This is a genomic window from Flavobacterium orientale, assembly GCF_014638005.1.
Lineage (GTDB): Bacteria > Bacteroidota > Bacteroidia > Flavobacteriales > Flavobacteriaceae > Flavobacterium > Flavobacterium orientale.
In genome coordinates this window covers 1-14,530 of sequence record NZ_BMFG01000015.1, presented here as the reverse complement: position 1 = coordinate 14,530, position 14,530 = coordinate 1, and the positions used below count along the sequence as shown (strand labels likewise).

The 14,530-nt window shown below is 34.5% G+C and carries 15 protein-coding genes and 1 tRNA gene; 5 read left to right on the top strand and 11 right to left on the bottom strand.

Annotated features, from left to right (window positions below; genetic code table 11):
* Nucleotides 1-43: 43 nt before the first annotated feature.
* Genes mtgA through IEV15_RS13910 form a run of 5 tightly spaced genes read right to left on the bottom strand, consistent with a single transcriptional unit; the run spans nucleotide 44 to nucleotide 3,310 of the window.
* Nucleotides 44-724 carry a monofunctional biosynthetic peptidoglycan transglycosylase gene (mtgA, locus tag IEV15_RS13930; RefSeq protein WP_188363151.1) on the bottom strand — a complete coding sequence of 227 codons (681 nt, stop codon included), beginning with the start codon at nucleotides 722-724 and terminating at the stop codon, nucleotides 44-46.
* A 7-nt stretch (nucleotides 725-731) separates the two neighbouring features.
* The gene (locus IEV15_RS13925) at nucleotides 732-1,844 is read right to left on the bottom strand and encodes an NAD(P)/FAD-dependent oxidoreductase (RefSeq protein WP_188363150.1); all 1,113 of its coding nucleotides are present in this window, start codon (nucleotides 1,842-1,844) and stop codon (nucleotides 732-734) included.
* Nucleotides 1,845-1,895: 51 nt separating this feature from the next.
* Nucleotides 1,896-2,348, bottom strand: coding sequence for a 6-pyruvoyl trahydropterin synthase family protein (locus tag IEV15_RS13920; protein ID WP_188363149.1), 453 nt, complete (start codon nucleotides 2,346-2,348; stop codon nucleotides 1,896-1,898).
* A gap of 30 nt (nucleotides 2,349-2,378) precedes the next feature.
* Entirely contained in the window at nucleotides 2,379-2,552 is a 174-nt protein-coding gene (locus IEV15_RS13915) for a hypothetical protein (protein WP_188363148.1), read from the bottom strand.
* Complete coding sequence (locus IEV15_RS13910) at nucleotides 2,552-3,310, bottom strand: enoyl-CoA hydratase/isomerase family protein (protein WP_188363147.1); 759 nt, start codon at nucleotides 3,308-3,310, stop codon at nucleotides 2,552-2,554. The genes IEV15_RS13915 and IEV15_RS13910 overlap by 1 nt, the downstream gene beginning before the upstream one ends.
* 112 nt (nucleotides 3,311-3,422) lie before the next feature.
* Here IEV15_RS13910 and IEV15_RS13905 point away from each other — a divergent pair.
* Nucleotides 3,423-3,496 (top strand) — tRNA-Ala (locus IEV15_RS13905).
* 53 nt (nucleotides 3,497-3,549) lie between these two features.
* Here the strand turns inward: IEV15_RS13905 and IEV15_RS13900 are convergent.
* The 4 genes from IEV15_RS13900 to IEV15_RS13885 all read right to left on the bottom strand — a co-directional run bounded on the left by IEV15_RS13900 (nucleotide 3,550) and on the right by IEV15_RS13885 (nucleotide 9,383).
* Nucleotides 3,550-4,053 carry a hypothetical protein gene (locus IEV15_RS13900; RefSeq protein ID WP_188363146.1) on the bottom strand — a complete coding sequence of 168 codons (504 nt, stop codon included), beginning with the start codon at nucleotides 4,051-4,053 and terminating at the stop codon, nucleotides 3,550-3,552.
* A 66-nt stretch (nucleotides 4,054-4,119) separates the two neighbouring features.
* Nucleotides 4,120-7,527 carry a DUF8818 domain-containing protein gene (locus tag IEV15_RS13895; RefSeq protein ID WP_188363145.1) on the bottom strand — a complete coding sequence of 1,136 codons (3,408 nt, stop codon included), beginning with the start codon at nucleotides 7,525-7,527 and terminating at the stop codon, nucleotides 4,120-4,122.
* Between the two features lie 116 nt (nucleotides 7,528-7,643).
* Nucleotides 7,644-8,897: an aspartate kinase gene (locus tag IEV15_RS13890; protein WP_188363144.1), complete on the bottom strand. Its 1,254-nt coding sequence runs from the start codon at nucleotides 8,895-8,897 to the stop codon at nucleotides 7,644-7,646.
* A gap of 24 nt (nucleotides 8,898-8,921) precedes the next feature.
* On the bottom strand, nucleotides 8,922-9,383 hold the full coding sequence (locus tag IEV15_RS13885; RefSeq protein WP_188363168.1) for a GNAT family N-acetyltransferase: 462 nt from the start codon (nucleotides 9,381-9,383) through the stop codon (nucleotides 8,922-8,924).
* Nucleotides 9,384-9,502: 119 nt separating this feature from the next.
* Between IEV15_RS13885 and fbp the strand changes: the two genes are divergently transcribed.
* The gene (gene fbp, locus IEV15_RS13880; RefSeq protein ID WP_188363143.1) at nucleotides 9,503-10,510 is read left to right on the top strand and encodes a class 1 fructose-bisphosphatase; all 1,008 of its coding nucleotides are present in this window, start codon (nucleotides 9,503-9,505) and stop codon (nucleotides 10,508-10,510) included.
* Nucleotides 10,511-10,606: 96 nt separating this feature from the next.
* On the opposite strand, the gene IEV15_RS13875 is transcribed toward fbp, so the two are convergent.
* Both IEV15_RS13875 and IEV15_RS13870 read right to left on the bottom strand, forming a co-directional pair.
* The gene (locus tag IEV15_RS13875; protein ID WP_188363142.1) at nucleotides 10,607-10,888 is read right to left on the bottom strand and encodes a hypothetical protein; all 282 of its coding nucleotides are present in this window, start codon (nucleotides 10,886-10,888) and stop codon (nucleotides 10,607-10,609) included.
* A 160-nt stretch (nucleotides 10,889-11,048) separates the two neighbouring features.
* Nucleotides 11,049-11,480 (bottom strand): tellurite resistance TerB family protein, encoded by a 432-nt coding sequence (locus IEV15_RS13870; RefSeq protein WP_188363141.1) that lies wholly within the window; start codon nucleotides 11,478-11,480, stop codon nucleotides 11,049-11,051.
* 142 nt (nucleotides 11,481-11,622) lie between these two features.
* Here IEV15_RS13870 and IEV15_RS13865 point away from each other — a divergent pair, with 142 nt between their 5' ends.
* The 3 genes from IEV15_RS13865 to IEV15_RS13855 are packed head-to-tail and all read left to right on the top strand — an operon-like array spanning nucleotide 11,623 to nucleotide 14,252.
* Nucleotides 11,623-12,216 carry a HupE/UreJ family protein gene (locus IEV15_RS13865; RefSeq protein WP_188363140.1) on the top strand — a complete coding sequence of 198 codons (594 nt, stop codon included), beginning with the start codon at nucleotides 11,623-11,625 and terminating at the stop codon, nucleotides 12,214-12,216.
* 26 nt (nucleotides 12,217-12,242) lie between these two features.
* Complete coding sequence (locus IEV15_RS13860) at nucleotides 12,243-12,671, top strand: deoxycytidylate deaminase (RefSeq protein WP_188363139.1); 429 nt, start codon at nucleotides 12,243-12,245, stop codon at nucleotides 12,669-12,671.
* A gap of 6 nt (nucleotides 12,672-12,677) precedes the next feature.
* Nucleotides 12,678-14,252, top strand: coding sequence for a S41 family peptidase (locus IEV15_RS13855; protein ID WP_188363138.1), 1,575 nt, complete (start codon nucleotides 12,678-12,680; stop codon nucleotides 14,250-14,252).
* Nucleotides 14,253-14,530: the final 278 nt, after the last annotated feature.

Sequence of the window (14,530 nt, the reverse complement as noted above, 5' to 3'; positions counted from 1 at the left end):
TACAACGCTGTCAAAGTTTCAAACTCTGACAGCGTTTCATACTTTAATATTCAATTTTCCCCAAATACCCCATTTGCCTAACAATATGACTTTTTCGTCTATTGATATACGAGGAAGAATTTGTAGCTTTAAATTTCCTTGGATTTGGGAGTATAGCGGCAATTCCGGCAGCCTCATGTGCAGTCAGGTTTTTGGCATCTTTTCGATACCAAACTCGCGAAGCTTCTTGAGCTCCATAAACACCATCACCCATTTCTATGCTGTTGAGGTACACTTCCATGATGCGTTCTTTGCCCCAAATGAGCTCAATCAAAACGGTAAAATAAGCTTCAAATCCTTTGCGGATATAACTTCTTCCCGGCCATAAAAAAACATTCTTGGCGGTTTGTTGCGAAATAGTACTGCCACCTCTTAACCTTTTGCCTTTTTTATTACTTTCCATTGCTTTTTCTAAAGCCTTGAAGTCAAAACCATTATGATTTAAAAAATTTTGATCTTCACTGGCAATAACTGCTCGTTGCAAATTGGGAGAGATTTCTTCTATCGGAACCCAATCGTGACTCAAAACCATAGGTTTTCCGGCAGTTTTTTGTTCAATGGAACGAATAAACATCAATGGAGTAAACGGTACAGGAACAAACTTAAACAAGATGACCAATACTATCGAAACACCAAAAAACCACAAAATTGCTTTACCAATAAAGCGAAGTATTTTTTTTATCATAATAATGTTATACTAAATCTGCTATTTCTTTACCTACTAAACTTCCAATGGCAACGCCCATTCCACCTAAACGAACCCCGCAATAAACATTCTCTGAAATCTCTTTTACGATGGGTTTTTTGTGTGAACCAATTCCCATAATGCCGCTCCAACGGTGTTCAATTTCAAAAGGTTGGTTGGGCAAAATAACTTCTCTTAATAAAGAATATAATCGGTTTTGAATTTGTTCTGTTTGAGCAAGCTCTGTGGTGGTTTCTCCCTCAAAATCTAAATTTCTCCCACCGCCTAATAAAATTCGATCTCCAAAATTTCTAAAATAATAAAAACCTTTATCCAAATGAAACGTGCCTTTGATGTCGAGATTTGGTATGGGTTTAGTAATTAAAACTTGAGCTCTTGCCGGTTTTACTTCGCCATCAGTTAGTTTTTCAGCAAAACCGTTGGTGGCAAAAAACAATTTTTTTGTTTTGAATTCAAAATTTTCTATTTGAATTACAACTTCGTCATTTGAAGAAGCAAAACCAAGAACTTTTTGTTGATTTAGGATTAGAATATCATTTTGAATCGCTGCTTTAACCAAAGCTTGCATCATGTTTCCGGTGTCAATTTGGCCTTCAAACGGATTGAAAATTAAATTTTCATGAATGCCTTCAAACCCAAATCGATCGATTTCTTTTGAAAAAACATCGGCTTTAAACAAGGGTTTTAAAATATCATTGATAAACGGAATTTTTTGCAAACAGTTAGTATAGCTGCTTTCATCTTCTTTTAAAAACAACTCATAACCTCCAAAAAGTTTGAGGTCAATCACTTCATCCCCTAATCTTTTTCGAAGCAATTGCAATCCCGACCATCTTTTTTCAATGAGCTGAATGACTTCTTCTTCGGTGTGCGAATTCAAATCATCAATAATTTCTGAAATACTGCCAAAGCAAGCAAAACCTGCATTTTTTGTGCTGGCTCCCTCAGGCAACACGCCTTTTTCTAAAATTAAAATTTTACTCGTCGGAAAACGTTCGCGAAGTCGTAATCCGCAATGTAAACCAACAATTCCACTTCCTACAATGGTGAAATCAACATTGGAGAACCAGTTTTTATACTCCCAGAAACTTAACGTCATGTATAAAAATTTTGATTTAAAAGTAAGAATTTAAAATAGAAAATCAAGGATTTATTGATTATCAGAAGCATACCATTCTGCAAAAGAAGTCTCAGTTTCCTGAAGTTTTAAAGAATGCAATTGAATGTGTTTGGGCAAGCGTGCTTTTATTTTTTCTGAAAAATCAATAACCATGTTTTCGCTGGTAGGTTGATAATCTACTAAAATAACATGATGCTCTCTTTCCTTGAGTTCATTCGCTAATTCGATGTGTGGGGTGTTTTTATTAAAAACAGTGGCGTGATCAAAAACATCTACAATTTCTTCTTTTACAATTTTTTTCAAGTCGCTAAAGTCAATCACCATTCCGAATTTTACATTTGAGGCATCTGTAATTGGCTTTCCGATAACTGTAACAGATAATTTATAACTATGTCCGTGAACATTTTTGCATTTCCCGTCATAACCATACAATGCATGACCGGTTTCAAAGCTGAATTGTTTGGTAATTCTAATGTTTGACATAGTTAAATTTTTTACAAAGGTAGTAAATGACTATAAATTTTTATTTCTTTTTTTGGCAGCATAATACATCCAATATGCAAGACCAACAAGAATGATAAAAGGAATAAGCGACCCGATTAAAACTCCGATTTGGTACCCACCGTCGGGTGCATTTTTTAATTTTTCTTCGATAGCAGTTTGTTGCAGAAATACTAGTGGTTTCATTATTTTTTAAATTGTAATAAAGCGTGTTTTGTGAAATCTGATAACACCAATTTACCTGAAATTGCAGCTCTTTCATTTAAAAGAACATCCCAGTTTTCGGTTCCTTCCCAAAGTACTTTTTTCATTTCTGACAAAGCTTCCGGATTATAAGAAGCCAACTTTGTTGTGAACGAAAACAATGCGTCGTCCATTTCTGAAACGGTTCCAAATACCTTTGAATACAATCCTTTTTCATGACCCCAAGCTGCTGTTTTCCATTCAGTTGGCGATAAAGTTAATTCGGCTATGGCTGTTTTTCCAATTTTTTTGGTGACCACAGGCTCAATGACAAACGGTCCAATTCCAATGGCAATTTCTGATAATTTCAAAGCACTGTCATGGGTTGCAAAGGTATAATCACAGGCTGCTGCTAATCCAACTCCGCCTCCAACTGCTTTTCCGTGAATTCTTCCGATAATGAGTTTTGAACATTTTCGCATGGCGTTAATTACATTGGCAAATCCGGAAAAAAATTGTGTGCCTTCCACAAAATTTGAAACAGCCAATAATTCATCAAACGATGCTCCGGCACAAAAAGCACCTTGACCTTCACTTTGCAATACAATTAAAGTAATATCTGTTCGAGTACTTAATTGATGGAGCTCTTCAGTGAGAAGATGTAATAATTCGGATGGAAATGAATTACTCGCAGGATGACCAAAAGTAATGGTTGCAATGGAATTTTGTGTGGTTGTAAAAAGGGTACCTTTTGAAGACATACAAGTCAAATTTTAGGTAAAAATAAGCATTTATAACGAAATTTTTTGCAGAAGCAATTTATAATTTATAATTCAAAAAGTAAGATAAATTTATTTATATTTGCACCACTTTGGGGATGTAGCTCAGTTGGCTAGAGCGTTTGGCTGGCAGCCAAAAGGTCGTGGGTTCGAGCCCCATCTTCTCCACAAAAAAACCGCAATTTTTAAAGTTGCGGTTTTTTTTATTTTCTATTCTGAAATTAATCCAATGGTGCTCCAACAGCAATATCACATCGGTGATGCGGTTGTCCGTGTGCCGGATTCATTTTGGGTTTTGGTGTATTTGCAGCTGTTGCAGTGGTCTGCGGTGCTGGAGTTGCACTTGTTGTAGCTGTAGGAGCCGGTGCTGTTTGTGTTGGCGTTGGGTTATTGCTTTGAACCGATTTAAAAAACGATTTAGGCTCTCCGGTTGTTGCTCCGGTATTCATGTTTGCTTCTGCATTTGGGTTTGAAGGACCATCTAATGGAGCTCCAACGGCAATATCACATCGGTGAAATGGTTCTCCGTGTGGCGGATTTAATTTTGGAGCTTCTCCGGCCGGTGTCGCCGTATTTGCCGGTGTTGCAGCAGGAGTAGTTGTAATAATTGGTGCTTCTTGTGTGGTTGTCGCTGCGTCTTCTGTGGCTTCTTCTTCATTTTTTTTGCAAGAGGTTGCTATGAATGTACTTGCCAAAAGTAGCAATAAAATAGTTTTTGATTTCATAAGTAGTGTTTTTTCAAATTCAAATATAGTAATTTCCATGCTGTTAGCACTATTTTTAACGAAGTCTTAAAAATAAGCTCTCAATTGAACACTTCCCGTGTGAATACTTTTGCTGGTTTCACTTTTTCTTCCTTGATAATTGATGTTAATATCTAAAAATTGTGTCAGGTTTTTTTGGAGTAATAATCGCCACGTTTGATTTCTTCCGGGAAGCAATCCCTCCAGCATTTGAAAGCCAACAGCTGAGGTAGCATTTCCGAAAAAATCATTGTTATAAAGTGAAAATTCACCATTCATAGTAAATTGTTTTTTGCCGGAATAGGTGAAAGAAGTACCAATGCGTTGTTGTTGTAATTCTTCCAAATCATTTATTTGATTGGTTTTGATTTGATATTCATAAAAAACATCCAAACTTGTGCTTTGTGAAAACAAATAAGCCAGTTTTGGAGCCAGTTGATAACCATTTATTTCAAAATTTCGAATGTCAAAATTTTCAGATTCGCTTTCAGAAACAACTGTTTTTCCTAAGAAAGACAAAAGCCAGGTTTTTTGAAAAAGATGGGCATATTGCATTTGATGCGAACTGTTTTTAACTTCTTGTGAACCGGAAGAAAGTAAATTTTTTGCACGATTGTTTATATAAGTATAGGTTAAAGAATGCTTTTGTTTTCCACGGTTGTAAAACAAACTGTTTCTAAACGAAGCATTCAACCCTAACAAATCAGTGGCGTCATTAGAAAACGGATTCAAATCAAAATTGTTTTCCGATCTTCTGATTTTTCTATCCACCAAGAAGGAGGTTTGGTTATAAAAATAGGAAGCCAACTTTTTAATTCCTTTTTCGTTTTGCCATTGTATCGGATTTAAAGTCACCGATTGCGAAAATTTGTTTTGATGCGTGGGCACAAAAACTTGATTGGGTAGAAAAACGCGAATATAACGAGCTTGATCCGGAAATGGAGCTACTTCAAACTCTTCTAATTCTTGAATACCGTTACCGTTATAATCGATCCAAGTATAAATCCCTAAACCGGGTTCTACTTCAACATAGGTAAACTCTTGCTGTGCAATGGTTCCGGAACTGGTTTCAAAAGCCGATGTAATTTGTACCAATTGATTAAAAAAGCGATCGTTATAGAGCAAACGCGAATTTAACGAAGTTTCATCCGGACGCGAAGTATCGATATATTTTAAATTTCGATAGTTGACAAACAAGCTTAAATCACTTTTGTCATTTTGAATCAATTTGGATTTGATATAATAGGAATTGGACTTGTTTACTCGTTCTATCGATCCGTTTTGTAAACTGTCATTAACTCGATGTAAGTAGCCAATTTCAACAAAAACTTTGGTACTGTCGCCTCTTCCGGCAAAAACACCATATTCGTTAAAACGTTGACTTAATGGAGAAAAGGTGATGGTGGCCTTAATTTTTTCAGAAACATCTTCCATTCTATAACTTGTGCCTACCCAATTTTTATCAAAATGATAGCGGACTTGTGTTTGGTTTCTTAAAAATTTGGAATCGGCAATATCGCCATCACTTTTCATAAAACTGCCTTGGTTTTGAAGGTTCCAGTTTTTATCTTTATATATTCCTTCCACCAAATGTCGGTTACCGGAAAAGCTTTCAGAAAAATCTAATTTTTCCAATTGATAGCGAACAAATCCTTTTTCTGCATTTCGCAATTCTAAACCTGAAATTAATAAGCTCTGATTGCCCATTGGATTGGTCAAACTCCAATCGCGATCAAATTCAATGGTAAATAATCGTTCAATAGTTTGAAAATCTTGTTGCACAAATTGATAATTTGCCAAAGCATCCAATGTCCATTTTCCTGTAAATAAACGTTGTCTTGCGTTGATTCTTCCTGCTATTCCTTGGTTGTTTTCATCGTCTATATTCGAAAACAAATTTTTGTCACTATTACTTATTCCCAATTCAAAATCAACAGCGGTTTTTTCGTTGGGCGAAAATTTTCCTAACAGCGTAGCAATTTGAATTTTTGTTGGAGCCACTAATCGGATAATGGGTTCATAATTTCCTTGCGGAATTCCGGCGATTGGGGCAACATATTCATAAATCCTTCCAATGGCTTGACTGTTGGTCAAGATATAATTTCCGTTAGTATTGCCAACCAAACTAAATCGCACGTTGTATAATTCGTCCTCAGGATTATTTGAAAATTCGAAAACTTCAATACCGTTTATAAATGTTTTTTTATACAAAATTTTATTCTCCGAAAAACTGTCTAAATAAGCTGATGGGGCATTCATTAAATTGATGTCGTCACCGGCATTTTTTAAAACTTCCACTTGTTCTGGTGAGAGATTTTGTTGAAGTGGTTGGTTTTTTATGTCATTTTCAGAATAGACATAACCACCAATTTGCCACTTTTTTTGCTCATGAGTAACGCCGCCATAAGTAATCAATCGGGTGTAACTCCGTTCTGCATATTGGTATTCAATGGTGATTCGCATTTCGGAAGTGATGGGATATAGCGATGTAAAAATAATTTCACCCGCGTTATAATCGATAATGTAGTGATTGTTTTCACCGCGTTGCAACAACAAACCGTTGACATAAACACGTTCTGAACCTGAAATGACTAGCACATAGAGTTCGCCATTGTTCCCTCGTAATTTATACGGACCTTGATTACCTTCTTGTCCAATAAAGTTGCTTTTGGCATATTGACCACGAACCAATGCCGCAGAAGCGGTAACGGTAGTCCGTTTTTCAGGAGTTCCAAAACTAAAATCAGTGGCAATTCCTTGTACTTTTTTATTGAAATTTAAAAAACGCGACTGCCTATTTTCTAAAAATAAATCTCCAGCTCTTATTTTCCAATTTTTAGCATACAATTCAATGAAAATCTGATCAAACTCATCTAATTTTTGAGAGTAACCGCCTTCCTGAAGTGGAATATTACTGTCTTGAATGGATGCTCTAATGCTAACATCATTGGAAATTTTTCCACTAATTTGAAGGTCTAAATTTGAATTTACAACCGCATTTTGATTGTTTCCAACGGTCAAACCTCGGGTTATACTTCCTGAAGTAGTTAAACCGCTAAATGGGGTGTTTATTTTTTTTGGATCTTTTGAAAAGCGATATAAATCACCATATCCTGTTTGATTGGGAACTATTTGAATTTCATCAAAAACACTGTAAGTTTTGGTTAGATAATCGGGAAATTTAAGATAGCGAACCGTTAGTGTGTCACTGTTGTTAAACTCCTTTTTAAAAAGCAAAGTGCCTTTTTGAAAATTTGTTACATAATACGAAGTGTCAATTTCAACACCATTAGAGTCAAAAATTTTAAAAAAAGCTTTGTTGATGCTCACTTTTTCAAGTGAAATGGTGTCTTTTGATGCTACAATTTTTTTTGATTGATACGGCGTTTCGCTTTCCTGAGCCGAAAGACTTGAAATCAGTAGTAAAAGTAGCCCTAAAACACATTTTTTCAACATAAATACTATAACTCCAAAACCTCAAAAGTAGTATTTATTGTTGGAATTTAGGAAAGTAAGCGTGCTTTGATCAAATAATCCAAAAATCTAATAATCCAACAATCCAAAAATCCAATCTACTCCTTCGTTACAATCTGAATCGTATCGCCCAAAATTTGTTTTACTAAAACGGTTTTGTCAGTTTCTACAATCTTTATGGCATTTTCATTAAAATGACGAATGGTAAACAACGATACATTTTCATGCCAGCTAATTTGAAATCGTTTCGACAACAAGCTTTTTAATTCGTTAAAATGATTGAATTTATCTTCAACACATACAGAAAAACTAATAGCTGAATTTTGAATTAAACTCACTTTTATTTGATACTCATGAAACAATCGGAAAATTTCACTGATGTGTTCTTCCATGATAAATGAAAAGTCAATCGAAGATAATGAAATCAACAACTGATTTTTTTTCACAATAAAACATGGCGTTTGAGGCACCAAATCAGCTCCTTTTGAAACGCTGGTTCCGGGAAGCAAAGGGTTTAAAAACGATTTTACAAATAAAGGAATCTCTTTACGCTGTAACGGTTGCAACGTTTTTGGGTGAATGACAGTAGCTCCATAAAAAGCCAACTCAATAGCTTCTCGATACGAAATTTGATTTAAAAGAATGGCATTTTCAAAATACCTTGGATCGGCATTTAAAACACCCGGAACATCTTTCCAAATGGTAACGCTTTCTGCATTGAGACAATAAGCAAAAATGGCAGCCGTGTAATCAGAACCTTCTCTACCTAATGTGGTAGTAAAATTGTTGGGATCGGCACCTAAAAATCCTTGTGTGATGTTTAGTGTTTTGCGTTTTACATTTTTAGAAATCAATTCTAAAGTTTGATCCCAATCAACCGTGGCATCACGATAGGTGGTATCGGTTTTTATGAAATTTCGAACATCCAACCAATTGTTTTTTAAACCACACGTGTTGAAATAATGACTAACTATTGTGGTAGAAATCAATTCACCATAACTTACAATTTGATCGTAAACAAAATTATAATTAGGAGATTTGTTATGACTTAAAAAATAGTCCATGTCTTCAAAATGCTGATTTACCGCTTTGAAAACCGGATTTTTATCATCTTCAAAAAGTTCCATTATAATTTGTAAATGGTATTTTTTTACTTCCTGAATCGATTCTTGTAGTTCATTTGATTTTTCAAAATAGTTTTTAATAACTACTTCCAGTGCATTGGTGGTTTTTCCCATTGCAGAAATTATAACCAAAACATTTTCGTGACCTACTTTTTGTAAAACATCTAAAACGTTTTTAATGCCATTGGCATCTTTTACGGATGCACCACCAAATTTATATAGTTTCATAAAGTTAATATGTCAATTAGTATATTAAAAATTTGCAATTCCTTCTTCGGTCATGTGAACCACTCGCCAATCATCGAGGAGTACCGCACCCGATTTTTTATAGAAATCAATAGCGGGCGTGTTCCAATCCAAAACGTTCCATTCAATTCTTCGAACGTTATCTTTTTTTCCTTGCTTGATGATTTCAGAATATAATGCATAACCGGCACCGGTTCCTCGTTTACTTTCTTTTACAATCAAATCTTCCAAATGAATAGTTCTACCTTTCCAAGTAGAATAACGATAATAGAACAACGCCATTCCAATAATTGCTTCATCTTCTTCAGCTACAAAAACATGAAATAACGGATTGTCGCCAAAACCATCTCTTTCTAAATCGGCAACAGTAATTACAACAGCATCGGGTTCCTTTTCAAAAATAGCCAACTCTTTGATTAAATTTAAAACAGAGGGCATGTCATGAGGAACGGCTTTTCTAATTTGCATTTTTTTCATTTTTTGAGAAAACAAAATTACAATTCTTAAAATAGATTTGAAGAATAATTCCATCTGTATCACAAAAATTTCGATATTTGTGCCACTAACACAACTACATCGATTTCGTAATGGAAGAACGCAACAAAACCCTAGGTGAGTTTATCATCGAAAAGCAAGGAGAATTTCAATATTCAACAGGAGAACTATCTCGAATCATCAATTCTATACGATTAGCAGCTAAAGTAGTTAATTATAAAGTAAATAAAGCGGGGTTGGTAGACATTGTTGGAGCAGCTGGAGAACAAAACATTCAAGGTGAAGATCAACAAAAATTGGATGTTTATGCCAACGAAGTTTTCATTCAAACGCTAATCAATCGTGAAATTGTGTGCGGAATTGCTTCCGAAGAAAATGACGAATTCATTACCGTTGCAGGAAGCGATAAAGGGCATAATAACAAATATGTTGTTTTAATGGATCCGCTTGATGGTTCATCCAATATTGATGTGAATGTTTCTGTGGGAACTATTTTTTCGGTTTTCAGAAGAATTACACCAATCGGTTCACCGGCAACTTCCGAAGATTTTTTGCAACCCGGTATCAATCAAGTTGCTGCAGGTTATGTCATTTATGGAACATCTACCATGTTGGTTTATACTACCGGTCACGGCGTTAACGGTTTTACATTAAACCCCGCTATCGGTGCATTTTATTTGTCACATCCCAATATGAAGTATTCGGAAACCGGAAATATATATTCCATCAACGAAGGAAATTATGTGCATTTTCCTCAAGGTGTGAAAGATTATATCAAATATTGTCAATCGGAAGAAGAAGACAGACCTTATACGTCAAGATATATTGGTAGTTTGGTTTCCGATTTTCATAGAAACATGATAAAAGGCGGTATTTATATTTATCCAACCAGTTCAAAAGCTCCACACGGAAAGTTGCGTTTGCTTTATGAATGCAATCCAATGGCATTTATTGCAGAACAAGCCGGAGGAAAAGCATCAGACGGTTATAACAGAATAATGGAAATCCAACCGAAAGAACTACATGAAAGAGCTCCATTCTTTTGTGGAAGTAAAAAAATGGTAGAAAAAGCGGAAGAATTTATGGCAAATTATAAGTAATTAATTCAGAAAATTATAAACACAACAATGGAGTCTTGATTTTTCAAGACTTTATTTGTTTTGTAAAAGAATTAAATGATTACGGAATAGCTCTGATTAATCACATCCCGGGAAATCATTGCAATCAAAATCGTCGCAATCAATAAAACCATCGCCGTCGTCGTCAATGCCATTGTTGCAAATTTCAACAGCACAAAACGGACTTTCATTACAATCAAAATCATCGCAATCTATAAAACCATCGCCATCATCATCAATGCCGTTGTTGCAAATTTCAACCTTTTTTTTGTCATCACTTGAACAAGATGAATGAAGAAATGAAACAGAGAGGAAACAAAAAAGCAAAACAAATTTCAGTAGTTTATTTATGGTTTTCATAAGTCAAAAATTTAGTTAATAACTGTTTGAATTATAAATAGTTAAATAAAAGTACAAAAAATAAGTAGCTGATTTTGTTTTTTCATGTTAAAATCAAAGAAGTCAAAGGAAACACAACGTAAGAAATCATAAAAAAAGCCCTGAATTTCAGGGCTTTTTTTTATTTATTCATGTGTTGCATTTCAAATAGAAATGTGTCTAAGTCAACATTGAGCACTAATAGTGATAATGCTTTGTCAACAATATAGTGCACGTTACTTGGAGTGAATCCTAAAGCTAACGAAAACTTAGTTAAAATCTCTTTTTGTTTTGGTCCTAAAACATGATCCGCATAAACCATTCGAGCTAAATCATACAAACGCTCCAATCGATGAATGTATAAATACGGAGGATTAATCGGATACTTCATCGGATTATCCATGATTTCTTCATACTCGTCTTTAGAAATTTCTAAATTACGAGCCAATCGATCAATAAATTCTTTTTCTTCCGGCGTGATGGCACCATCACTCAATGCTACTCTTACAATTGCTGAAAAGTGACCCTTGTTTCGGTTTTTAAAACCACTATCAAATAAATCTGAAATTGACATACTGCTTTGTTAATTATTGGTAGTGCAAATATAATTCTATTTCTTTTTTCTAAATAATTTTCACAAGCTTTTAATCGGTAAAACTTACTTTTTTCGAAATAAATCGTAAGTTTGAGGGCCTCAAATTATTAAATCTTTAGTTATGTCTGAATTCTGGGTTTATTTCACAGTAGGATTGAAGCATGTTTTGGATATTCATGCTTATGATCATGTACTTTTTTTAATTGCTTTAACGGTTCCTTATTCTTTTAAAGATTGGAAAAGGGTTTTAATTTTGGTAACACTTTTTACTGTTGGTCATACTTTGTCATTACTGCTTTCGGTTTATGAAATTGTTTTAATTAAAGAATCTTTGGTTGAATTTCTTATTCCAATAACAATCTTGATTACTGCCTTTTTTCACCTGTTTACAGCCGGAAAATCAGGAAAAAAAGAAAGCATAAGTGTCGTGGCTTTCATCACACTTTTTTTCGGAATCATACATGGTCTTGGGTTTTCTAACTATTTTAAAACAATTGTTCCCGGCGAGGCTTCTTCTAAATTAATTCCTTTACTTGAATTTGCTCTAGGTATTGAGGCCGCTCAATTGATAGTGGTTTTCTTCGTGTTGATAATCTCCTTTGTGGTTCAAAATTTTCTTCGCTTTTCAAAAAGAGATTGGACACTTGTTGCCACCGCTTTTGTAATTGGCGTAGTTATCCCTATGATAATTGATAGTCCGATTTGGAACAGATAAATGCCTTAAAACTTGGTTGTTAAAAAATGAATAAAAAGAAACGCACTAAATATGATAAAGCCTACCTTCGTATAGCGAAAGAGTGGAGCCGACTTTCTTATTGTAAACGAAAGCAAGTTGGAGCGATTATTGTTAAAGACCGTATGATAATTTCTGATGGTTACAACGGAACGCCTTCCGGTTTTGAAAATTGTTGCGAAGATGAAGAAGGAATTACGAAATGGTATGTGTTGCATGCGGAAGCTAATGCCATTCTGAAAGTTGCCGGTTCAACGCAATCTTGTGAAGGAGCAACGTTATACATCACCCTTTCGCCATGTAAAGAATGTAGTAAATTGATTCATCAATCAGGAATTACACGAGTGGTTTATTTTGAAGGATACAAAGACGATAGCGGAATTGAATTCCTTAAAAAAGCTGGTGTTGAGGTAGAATTGATTGATGATTTAGAATAGTGTTAAATGAAAATGGATAAAAAATATTGGCCGGTAATTCTTTTTACCGCAATTGCTTTTGGTGTGCTAATCGGAGGTAAGCTCAGTATTTTTGGCAAACAGGAAACACTGATTTCAAATTCCCATAAATTCAAACTAAACCGACTTATCGATTTTATTGAACGTGAATATGTTGACGACATCAACACCGATAGTATTGTTGATTTAACAGTTAATGGTATTTTAGAGCAACTCGACCCGCATTCTGTTTATATTTCTAAAAACGAACAAACTTTTGTGGCAGAATCAATGCGTGGTGATTTTGTGGGTATTGGTGTAAATTTTTATGTTTACAAAGATACGGTTGCGGTTATAAAACCTTTAATTGGCGGTCCGTCTGAAAAAGCAGGAATTAAAGCCGGTGACCGAATTTTGTTTGCAGATAATTACCAATTATTCGGAAAAAAAATACCTAATGACACACTTTATTCAAAACTCAAAGGAGCAGTAGGTTCTGATATTACGCTAACAATCTTTAGAAAAAGCGAAAACAAAAAACTAAAAGTTAAATTAAAACGCGATGTGATTCCTATAAAAAGTGTAGATGTGGCTTTGATGATTTCCAATGATATCGGATTTATAAAAGTCAATCGTTTTTCTGAAACTACCTATAAAGAATTTAAAGCAGGTCTCGAAAAAGTAATTGCCAAAGGTGCAAAAAGCGTTATCGTGGATTTACGTGATAATGGTGGAGGTTATCTTGAAAAAGCAGTTCAAATGGCAGACGATTTTCTGGAAGAAGACGCATTGATTGTTTTTACAAAAAATAAGAAGGAGCGAGTTGATAAAACAAAAGCTACCAAAAAAGGAATTTTTGAAAAAGGAAAAGTCTTTGTTTTGTTAAATGAAAATTCGGCTTCAGCTTCTGAGATTTTTGCAGGGGCTATTCAAGATAATGATCGTGGAATAATTGTTGGGCGTCGTTCTTTTGGGAAAGGCTTAGTGCAACGCGAAATGGAACTAGGTGATGGTTCCGTTGTTCGATTAACCGTAGCAAGATATTACACGCCTTCAGGAAGATCTATTCAAAAACCCTATGAAAATGGCAATGAAGACTATTATAACGAGTTTGATAAACGATTTGAAAGTGGCGAATTGTATGAACGCGACAGCATAAAAATTAAAGACAGCCTAATCTTTAAAACTAAAAAAGGGAGAACGGTCTATGGCGGTGGCGGCATTGTGCCCGATATTTTCGTACCGTTACAAAACAGACATAGTGAAGATGCTGTGGAAGCCATGATGCAAACCGGCATTGTAAGTTATTTTGTTTTTGAAGAATTAGACAAAGACCGAAAAGCGTTTTACAATTTAAATTTTGATGATTTCATTATCAAAATGGAATATACAGATTTGTATTATACTAATTTTCAAAATTATCTCAATAAAAACGGAATAGCAGTTCAATTGAGTAAAAGCAAACCGGTGGTGAAACGCTACTTGATGGCTGAGTTCGCCAGACAATTATTTGATGACGAAAAATATTATGAAATTATTTTGAAGGAAGATGAAATGGTGAAAGCGGTTTTGGAACACAAATAGCAATTAAGCCTTTAGCATTACAAAGTATTATTTTTTATGAAGATGGATTTTTATGCATTTTCAGTAACGTCAGAAAACTATATAAATGGAATGAAATTGAAAAATTAATTGTATTCAAATTATCAAAATTGGGAATTTTATTGAATAAAACGAGTATGCTCAATAAACTGTGTCAAATATAAAAAATGGATGTTTAAATTTTTTAAATTTGATTATTATGAGCGAACAATTCGATTTTGAGTCTTTCTCTAAGTCAGCCATAGAGAAATTAAAACAAG